Raw genomic sequence first — 18189 nt, 5'->3', positions numbered from 1 at the left:
AACATGAAACAGCGCGTTTTACTGATCGTTCGCAAACTCAATATCGGTGGCATTCAACGCGTCACCATCAATCTTGCCAACGTCCTCCACAGAGCCGGTCATGAGGTGCATGTGCTTGTGCTCAAGGGCGGAGACGAGCTACTGCCGGACCCCGGCGTCAAACTTCATTACGAAGATTTTGACAAGGCCTTTCGCCGCACCGGCACCGGGCTGGCGTATGATCTGGTGACCCGCACCCTGCTTAAACCACTATTGCCCGGCTCCGGTGTTATCTGGCGAGGCTATTACGGTGGCCGCTATCTGAGGCAATTCGTTGAACGACTTGAGCGCGACCATGGGCCGGTCGATCGTATTATCGCGCGGGGCCAGGGGGCCTTTGAAACGATCTGGTCCTGGCAGGACCCCCGCTTCTGGCAGGTAACCGTTTCATGGCCCGGGGAGCATGGCAGCAGACTCAAGGGCTTCTATCTACGGCGTCTTTATAACGGCAAACGCGTGATCTGCAATACCCCCAATGTCCGTGAACAGCTGGAAAGGCAGCTAGGGCATTATCATATTTCGCCCTCGCATTGGGCCACGATCGGTAATCCCTGTGATATAGAAGCCATCAGGGCCATGGCAGATGAGACGCCTGATGATCTGCCCACCAGACCCTACGTGGTACATGTCTGCAGACTGTCCAGGGTCAAGCGCCAGGACTTTTTGATCCACGCCTATCTACGCTCGGGTATCGAGGAAGATCTGGTGATTGTGGGCGATGGCCCCATGCGGGAGAGCGTTGAGCAACTGGTCGATGAACTGGACGTACATGATCGTGTGCACATCGTCGGCAGTCGCACCAATCCGTACCCCTGGATGAAGCATGCCCGCCTTTTCGTGCTGAGTTCCATGAGCGAGGCCTTTGGCATCGTGCTGGCAGAGAGCATGATCTGCGGCACCCCCTGCGTTGCCGTGGATGCCCCCGGCGGCATTCGCAATGTACTGATCAATGATCAACGTCGTCTGGTGGTCGAGAATACGATCGACGGGCTGGCCGAAGGCATTCGCCAGGGGCTCAGGTCCCCCCCGGCACTGGAGCAGGACCCGGAGCTGATCGAGCGCTATCGTGACACCCGCATCATGCAGCAGTTCCTCGAACTGCCCACGACATAAAAGACGAGCGCTCTGAATGGCCATGTCTGCACTGCCCGTGGTGCGCGGGCCTGATAAACTTCCCTTCGCTACTGGCAGCGCCCTTTAATACAAGTCACTGGTCTGGCTCATGCTTTCAAGGTCTTCCCAAAACGTCTCTGCGCCTTGCGATGACAAGGCGTTTGCCGATCTGGGCAGCGAACATCTTCGCTGGGCAATGCGTCGCGTGCAGTTCCAGGAAGGGCTCAAGACCGGATTCCAGGATCGGGTGGGTACCCCCATCGAGGAGTTTCTGTTTCAGCGCTGGCTGAAGGGTGCCCCTGGCGCCGATCGCATTGAAAGAATGGGCTTGCCAAGACGCTCAATCGAAAAACGCCTGGGAGATCGCCTGACCCTTCATATTCACCCACGCAGCATGATTCGGGATGTGAACTTCAAGGGCGTCGGCGGCAAACGCCCCTCCTCTTCTGCCTTTCTCTGGGATGGCGAGTGGGACAACAGCCGTGGCGATCTTCGCCACGGCTCACGCTATGAGTTCATCAGCGATCTGGATGAAAACCGCGCAGACCTTACCCGCACCGAACGCTTCAGAGAGCTTCACAAGCACCTGGTCAGAGGCAAGCCGTGGCGCTCGGCCCACGAAGGCATCCTGCTCGACAGTGACCACAAGATTCTGACTTATCTCGGTATTTACCTGCGTTTTCTGGACGACATGGCACAAAATGGCTTCGATACCGGGCGCGGCAAGGATACGCTGGGCGTAGTCGTCACGCGCGACGGCCATCTGCTCAAGATCAATCGTGGACTGCATCGTCTGGCGATGGCGCAGCGGCTGGGTCTGCCCTCCGTTCCGGTCACGGTGCGCGCCGTCCATCGCCTGTGGTGGGAGGAAGTGACGGCAGGCACGACCGGCCAGCCCGCGCTGGAGCGACTGGCAGGGGCACTGGCGCACTGCCGCCCCGAAATGCATCCGGGAACGCTGGACCCGGGCGGCGAGCAGCCCCCCATCGTCTGGCCAACGCCACGCTTTCCCGAACCGGCAGCAGAATCGGCCGGATCCTGAAACGAATAGCGTCTCACGACGAATAACGCCTTCCTGTTTCCACCCGGAACCCTCTACGCTGAAAGCGCCCTCTCAAAGGAGCCTTTTATGCATCATTTTTATAACCGTCCGGACAATCTGGTCAGCGAACTGCTTGAAGGGCTGGCCATGTCAGCCGCCGTCACCCTTTCCGATCATCGGGATGCGCGCATCGTCATGCGCTCGGACTGGCACCCCGATCGCGACGGCCGCCAGCAGGTGGCCCTGATATCAGGCGGTGGCTCGGGGCATGAGCCGGCGCACGCGGGGTTCGTGGGCCCAGGCATGCTGACGGCGGCCGTGGCCGGAGACATCTTCGCCTCGCCGGGCGTGGAGGCCATCCTGGCCGGTATCCGCGCCTGCTGTGGGGAAGCAGGGTGTCTGTTGATCATCAAGAACTATACCGGTGACCGACTCAATTTCGGCCTGGCCGCCGAACGCGCCCGGGAAGAAGGCTTTCAGGTTGACACAGTGATCGTGGCCGATGATGTGGCCCTGCCGGAGGCACCCCAGCCACGCGGGCTGGCCGGCACCCTGCTGGTCCACAAGATGGCCGGCTACTGCGCCGAGCGGGGCGATGATCTGCAGGCGATCAGCAAGGCGGCCGGTGACATGGCCGCAAGTGTGCGCTCCATGGGCATGGCGCTTTCAAGCGCCACTCTTCCCGGCCAGGAAGCATCTTCTCGCAGGACGCCGGAACTGGGGCTGGGCATCCACAACGAGCCCGGTGTCCGTCAGACCACGCCTGAGAATGCTGATGATGCCGTCGCCCAAGTGCTAGAAGCACTGGGTCGCCCGGATGATGGCCCATGGGTGGTGGTGCTCAACAATCTGGGCGGCTGTTCACCGCAGGAGATGCAGGTGCTCAAGCGCGCCTGCCTTGAGCAGCTTGGGCGCGACAACGTGGCGCTGATGCTGGGGCCGGCGCCGCTGATGACCTCGCTGGACATGCACGGCTTTTCCATCACCCTGGCGCCCGCGGATGACGCCACTCTTGACGCATTGAGCGCCCCTGTCCAGGCGCCGGCCTGGCCGACACCAGAGAAGGTGCACGATATCGAGACTTTCTCGCCACGTTTCAGCCAGCGCCCACCGGCAGGCGAAGGCCAAAAAAATGAGACACGGGCCCAACTGATCAAACGGCTTGCCACCACCCTGCGCAACAGTGAGAAGGCGCTGGATGAGCTGGATGCCAAAGTCGGCGATGGTGACGCCGGCGCTACCTTTGCCGCAGGCGCCAACGCCGTACTGAAGGCACTGGATGAGGACCAGCTCTCTACCGGTGAAGATACGCGCCTGGCCAGCGAGCTGGGCCATCTTTTTGCCACCGCCATGGGCGGCTCCAGCGGCGTGCTGCTGTCGATTCTGATGACCAGTGCTGCGCAGCAGCTCGAAAAAGAAAGTGACTGGCCCAAAGCCCTGCAGGCGGGCGTGGAACGGATGCAGCATTACGGCGGCGCCAGTCAGGGGGACCGCACCATGCTGGACGCGCTGATCCCGGCCATCGAGACCCTGGCTGACGGCGAAGACCTTTCAGCGGCGGCGCGCTCGGCCCGCTCGGGCGCAGATGAAACCGCCAGTATGCGCAAGGCCGGCGCCGGGCGCTCCTCGCTGGTGCCGGAGCAGGCGCTTGACGGCGTGGTTGATCCGGGTGCCGAAGCCGTGGCCCGGCTTTTTGAGGCCATGGCCGGCGACGACACCCCACGCTGACACACAGGCGATGCCAAAAAAAGCCGCCCAACCGGGCGGCTTTTGCTTTCAGACGGCCAGTCAGTCAAACACGACCTTGGCCACATCCTGATAGGTGCGGGCAAAGTTCACGGTCATGCCCTCCTTGAGATAGTCCGGCAGCTCGTCAAAGTCGCGCTGGTTGGCCTGCGGCAGAATCAGCTCGAAAATGGCGCTGCGCCGGGCGGCAATCACCTTCTCGCGAATGCCACCCACCGGCAGCACCTGACCGGTCAGGGTGATTTCCCCCGTCATGGCCAGCGGACGATTGATGTCCTGCCCGCGGGCCAGCGACAGCAGCGCGGTGGTCATGGTCACCCCCGCTGACGGGCCATCCTTGGGCGTGGCGCCTTCCGGTACGTGCAGGTGGATAAAGGCCTGATCGAAGTAGCCCGGCTGGGCGCCGAACTCCTGCAGATGACCGAGCACGAAGCTGTAGGCCAGGTTGGCGGACTCCTGCATGACATCGCCCAGCTTGCCGGTCAGCTTGATGCCGCGCTGCAGACCGTGCACCCGGGTCGCCTCGATGGGCAGGGTTGCCCCGCCCATGGCCGTCCATGCAAGGCCCGTGACCACACCCACGCCCTTGAGCACCTTCTCCTTGCGGAAAATCGGCGCGCCCAGGAACTCTTCCAGGTTGTTGACCGACACCTTGACCGTTTCGAGATCCTCTTCCAGCAGTTTGACCGCGGCCTTGCGCACGATCCGGTGCAGCTGCTTTTCCAGCTGGCGCACGCCGGATTCCCGTGCATAACCCTCGATGACATGCTTGAGGGCGGCATCAGTGAGATTGATGCGCTTTTTGGGAATGCGATCGCGTTCCAGCAGCCTCGGCCACAGGTGGTGTTTGGCAATCGCCACCTTCTCCTCGGCGATGTAGCCGGCCAGTCGAATCTGCTCCATGCGGTCCTGCAGCGGTCCGGGAATAGTGTCGAGCTGGTTGGCCGTACACACGAACAGCACCTTGGACAGGTCCATGCGCACGTCGAGGTAGTGATCAAGGAAATCGACGTTCTGCTCCGGGTCAAGCACCTCCAGCAGCGCCGAGGCCGGATCACCCTGGAAGGACTGGCCCAGCTTGTCGATCTCATCGAGCATGATAACCGGGTTTTCGACATCGACCTCCTTCATCGCCTGCACCAGCTTGCCGGGCATGGCACCGATATAGGTCCGGCGGTGGCCCTTGATCTCGGCCTCGTCGCGCATGCCGCCCACCGAGAAGCGATAGAACTTGCGCCCCAGCGCTTCGGCGATCGAGCGACCGACAGACGTCTTGCCCACCCCGGGCGGGCCCACCAGCAGCAGAATCGAGCCGCCAACGTCGCCCTTGAAGGCACCTTCAGCGAGAAACTCGATGATGCGATCCTTGACATCCTGCAGGCCGTCGTGATCGCGATCCAGCACGTGACGCGCATGGGGGAGATCGAGCTGATCCTCGGAGGTGATGCCCCAGGGCAGCGCCGTCAGCCAGTCAAGATAGTTGCGCGTGGTGCCGTATTCGGGCGAGCCGGTCTCCAGTACGGACAGCTTGCCCAGCTCGTCATCAATGCGGGCCTGGACATGCTCGGGAACGACCTTGCCTTCCAGACGCTCGCGGAAGGTATCGACGTCGTTTTCCCGATCATCCTTGGAAATGCCGAGCTCCTTCTGGATGACCTTGAGCTGCTCGCGCAGGAAGAACTCGCGCTGACGCTCCTGCATCTGCGCGTTGACCTGCTCGGAGATCTCGCTTTGCAGCTGGGCGACCTCGATCTCCTTGCGCAGCAGCGGCAGCACCACCTGCATGCGCTCCAGGACAGGCAGGGTCTCCAGCACCGACTGAAGCTCAGGGCCCCGCGCCGAGGTAATGGCGGCGGCAAAGTCGGTCAGCGGCCCGGGCTCGTTGGGGCTGAAGCGATTGAGATAGTGCTTGAGCTCCTCCCCATAGAGCGGGTTGATGGGCAAAAGCTCCTTGATGCCATTGATGATGGCCATCGCATAGGCGCGCGTCTCGTCACCTTCCTTCTCGACCGGCTCGCGTGGATAGTGAACCTCGACGAGATAGGGAGGCTCCTGAGACAGCCAGCGGGTAATCTTGAAACGACGCAGCCCCTGAGCGATGAACTGCAGCTGCTCTTCGTTGTTTTCGGCGCGGTGCACCCGCACGGCAGTGCCGTAGACCGGGAACTCGTCCGGCGACGGGTCGGCCCCGGTATCGCCGATAAAGGTCAGTCCCACGATATGGTGCGATGTATTGCCGACCTGTTCGAGCGTGTCACTCCAGCGCTTTTTATTGAGTACCAGCGGCTGGACCTGCGCTGGGAAAAAAGGGCGATTGTGTACCGGCAGTAGATAGAGCCGTTCGGGCAGATATTCACTGGCCGGTACCACGGCCTGTGTCATGGCGCTGCCGTTGTCGTCACCGGGCTCGATGGTGTAGTCGGACTGGTCTTCTTCACTCATGGGCTATCCTGCTCTCCCGTATCGAAACCGTTCGCCGGATGTGCCACCCGACGTTACCTGTTGTTGCTGGCAATGCGGGCACCGGACAGCGTTATCAAGTCCGACGCACGAAAACCACTGACCGATCAAAACGACAGCGGCTGCCCCTGGCAGCCGCGCAATACATTCCTGATGCATCCCTATCCTTCTCAGAAGCCTAGTTCAATAAAAACCAGGGCTCATCGTTGATCAGAAAGACCCCCTTGCGGATGGTCAGCTCGAGCGTGCCCTGATCGGGCGCCTGTCCGGCGATCAGGGCCAGCAGCGGTGGCGTATTGTGTAGAGTGAACTGACCATCAAGCCGGCGCTTGAAGGCTGCTCGCCCCCAGGACGTTCTCAACCGTTCGATGCGAGTCGAGGTAATATTCGTGCCATCCAGGGTCAGCTCGCCATCCAGATGCATCTGTTGATCCAGCATCGGGCTTTCCAGCTGCAGGTTCCTGACCACCAGCTGAGGCGAGTCGGTCAGCACGGCAAAAAACGCTTCCTGCCAGGGCGCGATCAGCGCACCAATATCCTGCACGTCAGCGGCGTCATCCGCCGGGACGGGAGCCTGGGATTCTGCCTGCTCGTGCCTGCCCTGCCAGCGCTGCTCGATATCCTGGCCGACGGTCTGCAGCAGTGCGCGGGCGGCCTGTTCGTTGATGCGCCTGATGACAGCGTCAAGCGAGGCACTGCCCAGCTGCTGTTCGGAAAACGCGGCATTGCCCAGCTGCGCCGTCAACAGATAGCTGAGCTCCTGCTGGTCATGACGGGTGCTGCCCTCGATATGCAGATCGCTCAGCGTCAGGGGCAGCCCGCCCTGTCGCTGCAGTCGGGCACTTTCAATATCCACGGTATCGAGTCGACCGGGCCTGTCACCGTCGGCGGCCGACGCGTCGTCGTCATGAGCCGGGAAGCGCATCGACCAGTGCGTCTCGCCCAGACGCACACGACGCAGGGGGCTTTCCTGCTCCAGCGCGGACCACTGCCCCTCAAGACGCAGTCCCTGTTCATCGTCGACCACGCTGATACGAGCGCCGGCCAGACGAAACGTCATGCCCTGGTCCTGATAGTGCAGGCTTTCGGGGAATATGGCATTGAGCGTCAGATCATGGCTCAGATGTTTGATCCGGGCATCGAAATCGACTCGATCACCATCGGATAACTCATCGGCCAGCAGTGCCGTGCCGGGGCGGATTTCAATATCGCCACGGCCTGAAAAGCGGGTGCTCAGGACGCCATAGGCGACGCGCCAGTCAATGACGGCGGCGGGCGTGTTCGCCTCACGGTCGGTCGTAATGACCCTGAGCGTTCCGCGAGAGGAAAAAAAGCCGTCATCCTCAACAGCATTGATGGCACGAACCCCCGACAGCGCATTGATGTCAGCGACCTGCTCGGCCATGCGGGACTGTACCTCATGGCGGCTCCAGGCCAGTGCCCCCAGCCAGAGCACCAGTGCCAGTACGGCAAGGGCCATCAATGACGTTGCCACTTTCCTTTTCATCAACACTCCCTGGAGATCGACGCGCCAGGCCGGGCCAGTACGAGCTTTACTCGTGCAGGCGGCCTCGACAGTGGTAATACTCGTGCTTCGCTAACATTAATGTAGCCAAAGCCACACGTGCATTACACTCCAGGCGTAGATACCGGCCAGAACGTCATCAGCCATGATCCCAAAGCCGCCCGCCACACGGCGATCCACCGTCCGCACCGGCCATGGCTTGATGACATCAAAGACCCGGAAAATGACAAACCCCCACAGGGCGGACTGCCAGGAAAAGGGTACGGCGGCCATGGTCAACCAGTAGCCGACAAACTCGTCCCACACGATCCCCGAGTGATCATGCACCCCCAGATCCTTCGAGGTGCGATCGCACAGATAGATACCGATGATGGTGGCCACACCCAGTACCGCCAGGTAAATCCCCAGCGGCAGTGTCGACATCAGCCAGTAAAAGGGAATGGCTGCCAGGGTGCCGAAGGTGCCCGGAGCAAAGGGGGCGGCGCCGCTGCCAAGCCCGAAGGCCAGAAAGTGGACGGGACGACGCCAGACGCTTGCAGGTGCACGGTTCATGGTGAGGCTCCCGTGCCGTGATCTGCTGCATGGAAGTGCTGCCAGCCCCGCCCGGTGGACGCGACCCCTGAAATCCCGGGCTCGCTTGTCACCCGACCAATCACGTGCAGCGCGCCGCCCAGCGTCTCAAGCGCCTGACGAACCGCGTCTTCCTGCTCCGGGTCCAGCGCCAGCAGGAGCTCGTAGTCGTCACCGCCGTTGAGCGCCGCTTCAAGTGCTTCATGCTCCCCCAGCGAGGCTACCAGTGCCTGATCAAGCGGAAGGGCCGTGGCGTCAAGACAGGCGCCGACGCCCGAGCGCGCACAGAGATGGCCCAGATCGGCCAGCAGCCCATCGGAGATATCAAGGCCCGCCGAGACCCTCTGCTGAATCGACATGGCCTCCTTGATACGCGGTGCGGGTCGCAGATAGGCCGCTACCAGCGGGTGACGCTCGTCGCGCTGTCCGTTAAACCAGGCGCGCAGACCGCCATGAGCGCTGCCCAGCGTCCCGGTGACGGCCAGAAGATCACCGGGACGGGCGCCGTGACGGGTAATGGCGCTGTCATCGTCTACTTCCCCATGTACGGTAATCGTAATGGAGAGTTCCTGTCCGCGGGTAATGTCTCCCCCGACCAGGGCGATATCATGCTCGCGCGCCAGGCCATAGAGACCGCGCGCGAAGCCCTCCAGCCACTGCTCGTCAACGTCGGGCAGCGTCAGTGCCAGCACAAACCAGCGCGGTCTGGCGCCCATGGCGGCCAGATCACTTAAATTGACCGCCAGCGCACGATGACCGATCGCCTCTGCAGAGGCATCACGCGGAAAATGCACATCAGCCAGCGACGTGTCCACACTGACCGCCAGACGGCGGCCGGGGGACGGCGACAGCAGTGCACAGTCATCGCCCTGCCCCAGTACGATACCGGCGCGTGCCTGAGACGGCGACACATGATCCGAGCTGCAGGCGTGCTCAACATCCTGCATGAAATAACGCCTGATGAGTTCAAACTCGCCAGGAGTGGCTGCATCGCTCATCGCCCGGGCATCTCCCTGACAGGTGAAGGAAAGCGCTGATCAATGTTGATCGGTGTGCACAGGCCATGATCCTGACAGACCATGATCAGTCACGGCGCCTGCGTGCCTGAACCTCAACCTCACGCAGCTGCCTGGCCAGTCGATCAAGAATGGAATTGATGTATTTGTGCCCTTCGGTAGCGCCAAACGATCGTGCCAGCTCAATCCCTTCATTGATGACCGAGATGTAGGGCACTTCCGGGCGGTGCGCCAGCTCATAGGCCCCCAGACGCAGGATGGAAAGCTCAATGCGATCCAGCTCATCCAGCTTGCGATCCAGGGCCGGGGCGATCAGATTGTCCATCTCGCCGCAGTGTCCGGCCACGCCGTGCAGAAGCTGATGAAACAGTCCCAGATCGGCGATCTTCATGACCTGAACCCAGTTTTCATGCGGCTCCAGATCATCATCGGCGGTCTGGGCGCGAAACTCGGTCTCAACCTGGGAAATCGAGGTCCCCGTGATTTCCCACTGATACAGCGCCTGTACCGTCAGCTCGCGTGCTGCCCTTCGGGCCTGCTGCTGCTTTGAAGGGGCCCGTTTCTGCTGGGTCACGCCACACCCCCGTGATCGGCATCATCGGAGGCGTCATTGCCGCCCAGCTGACGCAGCAAAGAGACCATTTCCATGGCCGCCATGGCCGCTTCAAAGCCCTTGTTGCCGGCCTTGGTCCCGGCACGCTCAATGGCCTGCTCGATCGAATTGACCGTCAGGACACCGTTGGCGATGGGGGTATCAAAATCAAGCTGCAGCCGATTGAGGGCCGCATTGCACTGCCCTGCCACATGCTCGAAATGCGGTGTCCCGCCGCGAATGACCGCACCCAGAGCAATAATGGCATCCGGCTGAATGCGGGTCAGCGCGCGCTTGACGGCCAGCGGCAGCTCCCAGGCGCCGGGAACATGAAGAATGTCGATATTGGCATCATCAACGCCGTGACGAACCAGCGCGTCCACGGCGCCCTCTACCAGAGAGTCGACCACGTGATGGTTGAAGCGCCCGACCACGATGACGTAGCGGCCATCGATCTCGTTGAAACGCCCTTCCAGTTGTGCAATCGGTTGCATGTCATGAATTCCTGTTATCTCTGATAAAACGCATCAGCGTGTAATGTAAGCCATCGAGCCCGTCACTTTCGGGCCCTTCCGGAAACCTGTCGTTGCCATTGGTTGCTATTGTCAGTGCCGCGCCGTGCGGCTGTCATCAACGCTGCTGATCTGTTCGATGACTTCAAGACCAAACCCTGCCAGCGCCGAGAACCGCCAGGGCGAGCTTAAAAGACGCATTCGACCGACCCCCAGGCTGCGCAGGATCTGCGCCCCGGTGCCGATACTCAAATAGTTGCCGGCACCATCGGTCTGCGGGTCCTGAGCCCGCGGACGCCGTGCCAGAAAAAGATCCAGCTGATCGCGAAAGTCCGTCATGCCCCGCTGATCGCCAAGCAGTACCAGCACGCCGGTCTCGCTGGCCGCGATCTCTTCCAGTGCATCGCGCGATGACCAGCTCTGATGGCCATTGCCGCGCAGCCCCAGCAGGTCGCGCATGGCATCAGCGACATGAACGCGCACGGTCGTGGCCTGATCGCTCTCGGGCGAGCCCTTGACCAGGGCCAGGTGATGAGAGCCCTGAATCCGGTCACGAAAGCAGTGCAGCTGAAAGGGGCCGGCATCCGTTTCTACCGGATGTGACTCCACGTGTTCAACGGTCTGCTCATTGTGAATGCGATAGTGGATCAGATCGGAAATGGTGCCGATCTTGATGTCGTGGCTGGCCGCAAAGCGCTCAAGCTCCGGGCGCCGCGCCATGGTGCCATCCTCGTTCATGATCTCGCAGATCACCCCGGTCGGCTCGAAACCTGCCATGGCGGCCAGATCACAGGCCGCCTCGGTATGGCCGGCCCGGCGCAGCACGCCGCCGGCTTCCGCCATCAGCGGAAAGATATGGCCGGGCTGGACAACGTCGCCGGGCCTGGCGTCACGAGCGGCGGCCGCACGTACCGTGCGCGCCCGATCAGCGGCTGAAATACCGGTGCTGACGCCGGTGGCCGCCTCGATGGACACCGTAAAGCGGGTACCAAAGCCGGAGCCATTATCATTGACCATCAGCGACAGGCCAAGCTGCTCGCAGCGCGCGCGCAGCATGGGCTGACAGATCAGACCACAGGCATAACGGGCCATGAAATTGATGTGCGAGGATTCCACACACTCGGCGGCCATGATCAGGTCGCCTTCATTTTCACGGTCCTCGTCATCCATGAGAATGACCATACTGCCCTGACGGATATCTTCAATCAGCGCTTCCACGGAAGCGAAGTTGCCCGTTGACTGACTCATAACGCTTGCCGGCTAAGCCGCTCCTTTCGATGCAGGGTAGCTGGGATGGAAATCAACATTCGCGACCGGGGCGGCGAACATGCACGGATCAGGGCGCCTCGTGATCGTTCACGGGGCGCGCGATAATACGCCAGTCAGGGCCGAAGGCGCGAACATCGACAATGGAAAGCTGCCGACGCTGCGACAGTTTCTGAAGGCCCGGCAGGGTCAAAAGCCCGCGGGCTTCATCACCCATCAGTATCGGTGCCATGTAGATCACCAGCTCGTTGACCAGGCCGGCATCCAGCATGGCGCCGCTCAGGCGCGAGCCGCTCTCGAGCAGTACCTCGTTGCACTGCTCGACATCGGCCAGATACTGCATCAGGGCTTCCAGATCGACCTGCCCGCCCGAACTGGCGGCCAGCGTGACCACTTCAGCGCCGGCCGCCACCAGCGTTTCCCGCCTTCGAAAATGGTCCCGATTATCCAGCGCCCCGGGCCCGGTCGGCGAGACCGTGGCGACCAGCGTGCGGCCCGGCTCCGTCAGACAGCGCGCCGTGGCCGGCAGTGACAGCGTCGAATCGACAATGACTCTCAGCGGCTGACGCACGCCCCGTTCATGCGAGACCTGTACGGCCTGGGAGTCCGGCCGGCTGCCCAGCTGCTCGGCGCGCACGGTCAATCGACTGTCATCGCGGATGACCGAGGCCACGCCGCTGAGGATCGCGCTTGAACGCGCGCGCAGGTGCTGCACGTCGCGCCGCGCGCGCTCACCGGTAATCCATTTGGATTCGCCGCTGGCCATGGCCGTACGACCGTCCAGACTCATTGCCATCTTGAGTCGAACATGGGGCAGCGAGCGCGACATGCGGGAGATAAACCCCACGTTGAGCTCACGCGCATCCGCCTCCAGCATGCCGACACGGGTGCCTACGCCGGCGGCTTCCAGCATCGCAATGCCGCGGCCGGAGACCTGAGGATTGGGGTCGAGCATGGCGGCCACGACCACATCCACCCCCGCCTCCGCCAGTGCCTTGGCACAGGGCCCGGTGCGACCGTAGTGTGAACATGGTTCCAGCGTGACATAGGCCGTGGCACCGCGCGCCGCCTCACCGGCCGCGCGCAGGGCGTGAATTTCGGCATGGGGCTCACCGGTCAGCTCGTGCCACCCTTCTCCGACGATCTGATTGCCGCGCACCAGCACACAGCCCACACGCGGATTGGGGTCGGTCGTATAAAGACCGCGACGCGCCAGATGCAACGCGCGAGCCATGTAATCCTCGGGTTGCCGTGTCACGTCCGACCTTCCCTCTATGCTGCCAAAGGGTACGACCGCGCCTTCTGCGGTGTCCTCAATGCTCATGAGACTCCTGATCCCTGCCCGTGGTGCCAGCAGCCGATGACGGTGCGGGCTCACTGGAAAGGCGTTCGATTTCGGCACGAAACTCATCGATGTCCTGAAAGCGCCGATACACTGAAGCAAAGCGGATATAGGCGATCTGGTCCAGCGCTCTAAGCTGACCCATGACTTCCTCACCGATCGCCAGCGCATTGATTTCACGCTCACCGCGGGCTCGAAGACGCTGTCGGATACGCTCGATGGCCGCCTCGATATGCTCGCTGGAGACCGGACGCTTTTCCAGTGCCCGCAGCATGCCGGCACGCAATTTGGCAGGATCAAAGCTTTCGCGCGAACCGTCGGCCTTGACGACTCGCGGCATGACCAGTTCGGCGGCTTCATGCGTGGTAAAACGCTCACCGCAGGCCAGACACTGGCGGCGGCGACGGACCTGATCGCCATCGGCCACCAGCCGGGAGTCAGTAACTCGCGTATCCTGCGCACCGCAAAAGGGGCAATGCATGAGTGTTCTCTGTCCCGTCGATGAAAGACCCGGCAACCGGTGCCCCGAGAGCCTTTAATACCCCGTGGCCATGAAAACGTGATACGTCAGTCGCAAGGCAGCGGCCTCCATCGTCATGACGCGATCCGTTTTGCAGGCGTCTGTTGCGACATGTCGACGCATACACGGGCCCAATATTGTAACGTTTTACCCTGTGTTCGGAAACGTATCCCCGCGCCCAGGGCGCGAACGTGCATGTTTATTCCCGAAAAGAACACTCAACGCCTTTTCCTTTCAGTCTCATTTCCCTGCCTCCTGGCCTCATGCCCACACCTCGACAGTCGCTGTGCAGTTGAGAGCGGCCGCCCACAGCGCTATGTTGGAGTCGTTGATGCCTACCGACAGAGAAAGCACATGAACATTATCTCCTGGATTTTCGCCAGCATCGCCGTGGGCATGCTGGTCAACCTGATCATTCCCCGGCGTCTGAGTGTCGGCTTTCTCGGCACTGCCGGCATGGGCGTTTTGGGTGGCGTGGTGCTGGCCTTTATGGTGACGGTGGCTGGATTTGCCGCCGAACTTGAATTCGATGTTCGAAGCCTTGCTGCCGCCGTGGCCGGCGCGCTGGGCGCCATCGCCGTCATGACGCTCTGGATGATGCGCTACAACAAACGATAAATAGCGATTTTAGTTTGCAATCAGTGACATACTGCAATACTGCCAGCTTGCCAGTTTTCCACACCCAATCTAGTCTTAAGCTCAGCCAAGGATAGCGTTCAAAAAATATCGCGACCTTCAGGCCTTTCAGTATCCGAAAGTGCAGAACACGAAAACGGCAAGGAGCAGTTGAGTATGGGTATTATCGCGTGGATCATCTTTGGCCTGATTGCAGGCGCCATCGCCAAACTCTTGATGCCCGGCAAGGATCCCGGTGGCATTATCGTGACCATCATCATCGGTATTCTGGGCGCTCTGGTCGGCGGATGGATCGGTACTGCACTGGGCTTTGGCAGTGTCGATGGTTTCAATATCGGCAGTTTTGCCGTGGCCGTCATCGGCGCTCTGGTTCTGCTGTTCCTTTATCGTGTGGTTAAAAAGTAGCGCCTGCCCGACAGCGGCTGCCTCGGGGCAGCCGCTCGGAGCTTTCCCACCATGGCCCTGCCCCCCTTTTCAACCTCTGCGGTTTCCCTTTCGCCACCCGCGCGACATATCGCCTTTTTACTGATCGAGCGTTTTTCGATGATGGCATTCTTTTCCGCCGTCGAGCCGCTTCGAATTGCCAATCGCATCGCCGAACACTCTCTTTATCGCTGGACAGTGCTCAGCGTTGACGGCCACCCCGTCACTGCCTCCAACGACATGCGTTTAATGGCTGATGGCACGCCCGAGGATATCGACACACCTCATGCGCTGGCGATCTGTGCAGGCTTTACCCCGTTGAATTTGCCCACCCGCGCCCTGTATCGAAGGCTGCATCATTTTGATCAGCAGGGCTGTCGTCTGGGCGGCATCGATACGGGAGCCTTTGTACTGGCCACGGCAGGGCTCATTGACCCGAAGGATCGAGTCACCCTGCACTGGGAAAGCCTGCCGGATTTCAGGGAGCGATGGCCACACCTGCAGACCAGTGAAGCGCTGTTCGAACTGGGCCGGAACCGCTTTTTTTGTGCCGGAGGCGCCGCGGCCATGGACATGAGCTTGGCCGCCATTGCGCAACATCACGGTCAGGACCTGGCCAATGCCGTGGCCGAACAGCTGATTCACGATCGGGTGCGCGGCCGTGAAGATCACCAGCGCCTGTCGATCGCACGACGCCTGAATCTGCACCAGCGACCTCTGATCGAGACCCTCCACCTGATGGAACAGCATCTCGAGAAACCAATACCGATCGAGACGCTGGCACAAAAGGCGAGCGTTTCACGTCGGCAGCTGCAGCGGCTCTTCTCGGAACAGCTCGGCAGCACGCCGGCGGCCTGGTATCTGTCTCTTCGGCTGCATCGGGCGCGCGCGCTGCTTGAAGAGAGTGAGATGAGCATCACCGCCATTGCGCTGGCCTGCGGCTTCACCTCGGCCTCGGGTCTGGGCCACGCCTTTCAGCGTCACTACGGCCATGCCCCCGGGCATTATCGCCGGTCGAACACAGATGCGGACACACCGTAGGTCACTTTCGGCGACGGATCTCGATACGCCGCCCGGCCTGATCAGGCCAGTCCCCCGGCTCGGCGTCCGGCAGCCATGCGACCCGGGCCGCGATTTCGCCAGGAAAGGCCGCAGGTCGCTCGGTGCGGATATCGATGCCCATCAGCAACTGCTCACTGGTGGCCAGTCGCGCGCCCTTGTCATCTGTCAGGGTAAAAAAGACGTGCAGTCGTTTGGCATCACTTGCCAGCAACTGCATGTCGCAGTTCACCAGCACGTCTTCCTGCACCTGTTGCAGATAGCAAAGATGGGTCTCGAGGGTAAAGATCGTGTATTCGTGAATACCACGACCACGCTCGTCCAGCCCGAGATGCGCCATCAGCGCCTCGACCCCGTGCGAAAAGAGCAGTGCGTAGGCTGCATCGTTCATGTGGCCGTTGTAATCGACCCATGCCGGCAGCACGGGCCGTGTCAAAAGCGACAGCGCCATCAGATCCGCCCTCCCAGGCCTTCCTGCTCGGGCCAGTAGCGCTCCACCACCTCGAGAAGCTCGCCAAGAAAACGGTCGCGTCGGGCTTCCAGCTCGGCAACCGACCGACCGCCGGCCTGGAACTCGCTGCCGCTGGCGACCCGCTCGACCAGCTCGGGCGTCAGCTCGGGCGCTTCCAGCCGCGTCCAGGGCAGCTTCAGCGCCGGGCCGAACTGCTCGAGCATATGGCGCATGCCGCCCTCGCCGCCGGCCAGATGAAAGGTCAGAAAGGTGCCCATCAGCGCCCAGCGCAGGCCGGCACCGTAGACGATGGCGGCATCGACCTCCTCGGTGGTGGCCACGCCGTCGTTGACCAGATGCAGTGCCTCGCGCCATAGCGCTTCCATCAGCCGATCAGCAATGTGACCTTCGATCTCGCGGCGCACGATCAGAGGCCGCATGCCCAGCCGCTCATAGTGCGTGCCGGCCGCTGCCAGTTGCGCCGGTTCGGTATGCTCGCCGCCCACCAGCTCGACCAGCGGCAGCAGATAGACCGGATTGAACGGATGCGCCACGATGACCCGCCCGGGGACGTGACGACACTGTGCCTGAAGCTCGCTGGGCTTGATGCCCGAGGTCGATGATCCTATCAGTACCTGCTCCGGCACGCGGGCATCGATATCCGCCAGCAGGGACTGCTTGAGCGACAGACGCTCGGGCGCGTTTTCCTGGACCAGATCCGCCCCTGCCAGCGCCTGGTCAAGATCGGTGGTGAAGTGAAGATTGTCGCGGGAAGCACCTTCTGCCAGCCCGCGGCGGCTCAGCGCCGGCCAGGCGGTATCGATCTGGTTCTGAAGTATCGTGACCGCCTCGGGATTCGGATCCCACGCCTGCACCGTCATGCCGGCCGCCAGCGCCCGCGCGGCCCAGCCGCTGCCGATCACGCCGCAGCCGATCACCGCCATGGTGTCTTTCGGGGTCTGTGCCTGGCTCATGCCTCACCTCCCGGCGAGCGCAGCCCCAGATGCCGACGCGTGTCGCTCGGGCTCATGACCCGCCCGCCGAGGGCTTCGATAATGCCGCCGGCCTTCTCCACCAGGCCGGCGTTGTCGGCCTTGACGCCTCTGGAGAGATACAGATTGTCTTCAAGCCCGACGCGCACATGGCCGCCCAGCAGCATGGCCTGCGCCACCATCGGCATCTGCATTCGACCGATGCCAAAGGCCGCCCAGTGGGCATTATGCGGCAGCAGATCGCGCATGGTCAGCATGGTCTGCGCCTGCGCCTCGGCGCCCCAGGGAATGCCCAGACACAGCTGAAACAGCGGCGCGCCCTCGATCAACCCCTCGTCGATCAGCTGGCGGGCAAAACGGATGTGACCGGTATCAAAGCACTCAAGCTCGGGCTTGACGCCGGCCGCCTGAACCAGCGCCGCCTGTTCGCGCAGCCACCCGGCACTGTTGAGATAGACCATATCGCCGAAGTTGATGCTGCCGCAGTCCAGCGTGCAGATTTCGGGCAGCAGCGCCTTGATTGGCGCGTGGCGCTCGGCCGGCGTTTGCAGGTCGCTGCCCGAACCGGCACGCAGTACGCCGTTGCCGAGCTCAGGTGAAAGATCCCCACCGCCACCGGCGGTCAGGTTGAGGACGATATCGGTATCGGCGGCGCGTACGCGTTCCACGACCTCACGGAAATAGTCACTGTCGTGACTCACACCGCCGGTGGCCGGGTCACGTACGTGGATATGCGCGATGCTGGCACCGGCCCTTGCAGCCTCGATGGCCGCATCGGCAATCTCTTTCGGCGTGACGGGGACGGCGGGATTGCGTGATGGCGTGTCACCTGCCCCCGTAACGGCGCAGGTCAAAATGACATCCTGATTCATGACAGATCCTTCG

The 18189-nt window shown here is 62.0% G+C and carries 18 protein-coding genes; 6 read left to right on the top strand and 12 right to left on the bottom strand.

Translation table 11 applies throughout. The features are described 5' to 3' along the window. Window positions 1–3 precede the first annotated feature (3 nt). The 3 genes from C8D72_RS13310 (at window position 4) to C8D72_RS13300 (ending at window position 3922) form a co-directional block, all read left to right on the top strand. Window positions 4–1152: a glycosyltransferase gene (locus C8D72_RS13310; RefSeq protein WP_170140605.1), complete on the top strand. Its 1149-nt coding sequence runs from the start codon at window positions 4–6 to the stop codon at window positions 1150–1152. A gap of 109 nt (window positions 1153–1261) precedes the next feature. After that, window positions 1262–2194, top strand: a complete 933-nt coding sequence (locus C8D72_RS13305) for a hypothetical protein (protein ID WP_115854903.1) — start codon at window positions 1262–1264, stop codon at window positions 2192–2194. A gap of 87 nt (window positions 2195–2281) precedes the next feature. Then, the gene (locus tag C8D72_RS13300; protein ID WP_115854902.1) at window positions 2282–3922 is read left to right on the top strand and encodes a dihydroxyacetone kinase subunit DhaK; all 1641 of its coding nucleotides are present in this window, start codon (window positions 2282–2284) and stop codon (window positions 3920–3922) included. Between the two features lie 60 nt (window positions 3923–3982). On the opposite strand, the gene lon is transcribed toward C8D72_RS13300, so the two are convergent. From lon to nrdR, 9 genes are all read right to left on the bottom strand, one after another. Further along, on the bottom strand, window positions 3983–6382 hold the full coding sequence (lon, locus tag C8D72_RS13295) for an endopeptidase La (RefSeq protein WP_115854901.1): 2400 nt from the start codon (window positions 6380–6382) through the stop codon (window positions 3983–3985). 196 nt (window positions 6383–6578) lie between these two features. Next, window positions 6579–7907, bottom strand: a complete 1329-nt coding sequence (locus C8D72_RS13290) for a DUF945 family protein (RefSeq protein ID WP_115854900.1) — start codon at window positions 7905–7907, stop codon at window positions 6579–6581. Between the two features lie 96 nt (window positions 7908–8003). Then, the gene (locus tag C8D72_RS13285) at window positions 8004–8477 is read right to left on the bottom strand and encodes a phosphatidylglycerophosphatase A family protein (RefSeq protein WP_115854899.1); all 474 of its coding nucleotides are present in this window, start codon (window positions 8475–8477) and stop codon (window positions 8004–8006) included. Continuing rightward, window positions 8474–9493: a thiamine-phosphate kinase gene (gene thiL / locus C8D72_RS13280; RefSeq protein ID WP_115854898.1), complete on the bottom strand. Its 1020-nt coding sequence runs from the start codon at window positions 9491–9493 to the stop codon at window positions 8474–8476. The genes C8D72_RS13285 and thiL overlap by 4 nt, the downstream gene beginning before the upstream one ends. An 85-nt stretch (window positions 9494–9578) precedes the next feature. Beyond that, the gene (gene nusB / locus C8D72_RS13275) at window positions 9579–10085 is read right to left on the bottom strand and encodes a transcription antitermination factor NusB (RefSeq protein WP_115854897.1); all 507 of its coding nucleotides are present in this window, start codon (window positions 10083–10085) and stop codon (window positions 9579–9581) included. Continuing rightward, window positions 10082–10597, bottom strand: coding sequence for a 6,7-dimethyl-8-ribityllumazine synthase (gene ribH / locus C8D72_RS13270; RefSeq protein WP_115854896.1), 516 nt, complete (start codon window positions 10595–10597; stop codon window positions 10082–10084). The genes nusB and ribH overlap by 4 nt, the downstream gene beginning before the upstream one ends. A 111-nt stretch (window positions 10598–10708) precedes the next feature. Further along, the gene (gene ribBA / locus C8D72_RS13265) at window positions 10709–11863 is read right to left on the bottom strand and encodes a bifunctional 3,4-dihydroxy-2-butanone-4-phosphate synthase/GTP cyclohydrolase II (RefSeq protein WP_115854895.1); all 1155 of its coding nucleotides are present in this window, start codon (window positions 11861–11863) and stop codon (window positions 10709–10711) included. Between the two features lie 88 nt (window positions 11864–11951). After that, window positions 11952–13205, bottom strand: coding sequence for a bifunctional diaminohydroxyphosphoribosylaminopyrimidine deaminase/5-amino-6-(5-phosphoribosylamino)uracil reductase RibD (ribD, locus tag C8D72_RS13260; RefSeq protein WP_115854894.1), 1254 nt, complete (start codon window positions 13203–13205; stop codon window positions 11952–11954). Next, entirely contained in the window at window positions 13195–13704 is a 510-nt protein-coding gene (nrdR, locus tag C8D72_RS13255; RefSeq protein WP_115854893.1) for a transcriptional regulator NrdR, read from the bottom strand. The genes ribD and nrdR overlap by 11 nt, the downstream gene beginning before the upstream one ends. A 393-nt stretch (window positions 13705–14097) precedes the next feature. Here nrdR and C8D72_RS13250 point away from each other — a divergent pair, with 393 nt between their 5' ends. The 3 genes from C8D72_RS13250 (at window position 14098) to C8D72_RS13240 (ending at window position 15843) form a co-directional block, all read left to right on the top strand. Next, window positions 14098–14361 (top strand): hypothetical protein, encoded by a 264-nt coding sequence (locus C8D72_RS13250; protein ID WP_115854892.1) that lies wholly within the window; start codon window positions 14098–14100, stop codon window positions 14359–14361. Between the two features lie 174 nt (window positions 14362–14535). Beyond that, window positions 14536–14784: a GlsB/YeaQ/YmgE family stress response membrane protein gene (locus tag C8D72_RS13245; RefSeq protein WP_115854891.1), complete on the top strand. Its 249-nt coding sequence runs from the start codon at window positions 14536–14538 to the stop codon at window positions 14782–14784. Between the two features lie 51 nt (window positions 14785–14835). Beyond that, window positions 14836–15843: a GlxA family transcriptional regulator gene (locus tag C8D72_RS13240; protein WP_115854890.1), complete on the top strand. Its 1008-nt coding sequence runs from the start codon at window positions 14836–14838 to the stop codon at window positions 15841–15843. A 1-nt stretch (window position 15844) separates the two neighbouring features. Here the strand turns inward: C8D72_RS13240 and C8D72_RS13235 are convergent, their stop codons facing one another. Genes C8D72_RS13235 through C8D72_RS13225 form a run of 3 tightly spaced genes read right to left on the bottom strand, consistent with a single transcriptional unit; the run spans window position 15845 to window position 18176 of the window. Further along, complete coding sequence (locus tag C8D72_RS13235) at window positions 15845–16312, bottom strand: thioesterase family protein (RefSeq protein WP_115854889.1); 468 nt, start codon at window positions 16310–16312, stop codon at window positions 15845–15847. Next, window positions 16312–17286 (bottom strand): 3-hydroxyacyl-CoA dehydrogenase NAD-binding domain-containing protein, encoded by a 975-nt coding sequence (locus C8D72_RS13230; protein ID WP_245955258.1) that lies wholly within the window; start codon window positions 17284–17286, stop codon window positions 16312–16314. Before C8D72_RS13230 ends, C8D72_RS13235 begins: the two co-directional genes overlap by 1 nt. After that, the gene (locus C8D72_RS13225; RefSeq protein WP_115854888.1) at window positions 17283–18176 is read right to left on the bottom strand and encodes a beta-keto acid cleavage family enzyme; all 894 of its coding nucleotides are present in this window, start codon (window positions 18174–18176) and stop codon (window positions 17283–17285) included. Before C8D72_RS13225 ends, C8D72_RS13230 begins: the two co-directional genes overlap by 4 nt. Window positions 18177–18189: the final 13 nt, after the last annotated feature.

Source organism: Kushneria indalinina DSM 14324 (genome assembly GCF_003385845.1).
Lineage (GTDB): Bacteria > Pseudomonadota > Gammaproteobacteria > Pseudomonadales > Halomonadaceae > Kushneria > Kushneria indalinina.
Note: the sequence above shows the minus strand (reverse complement) of the source record. Positions and strands in the feature narration are given on the sequence as shown.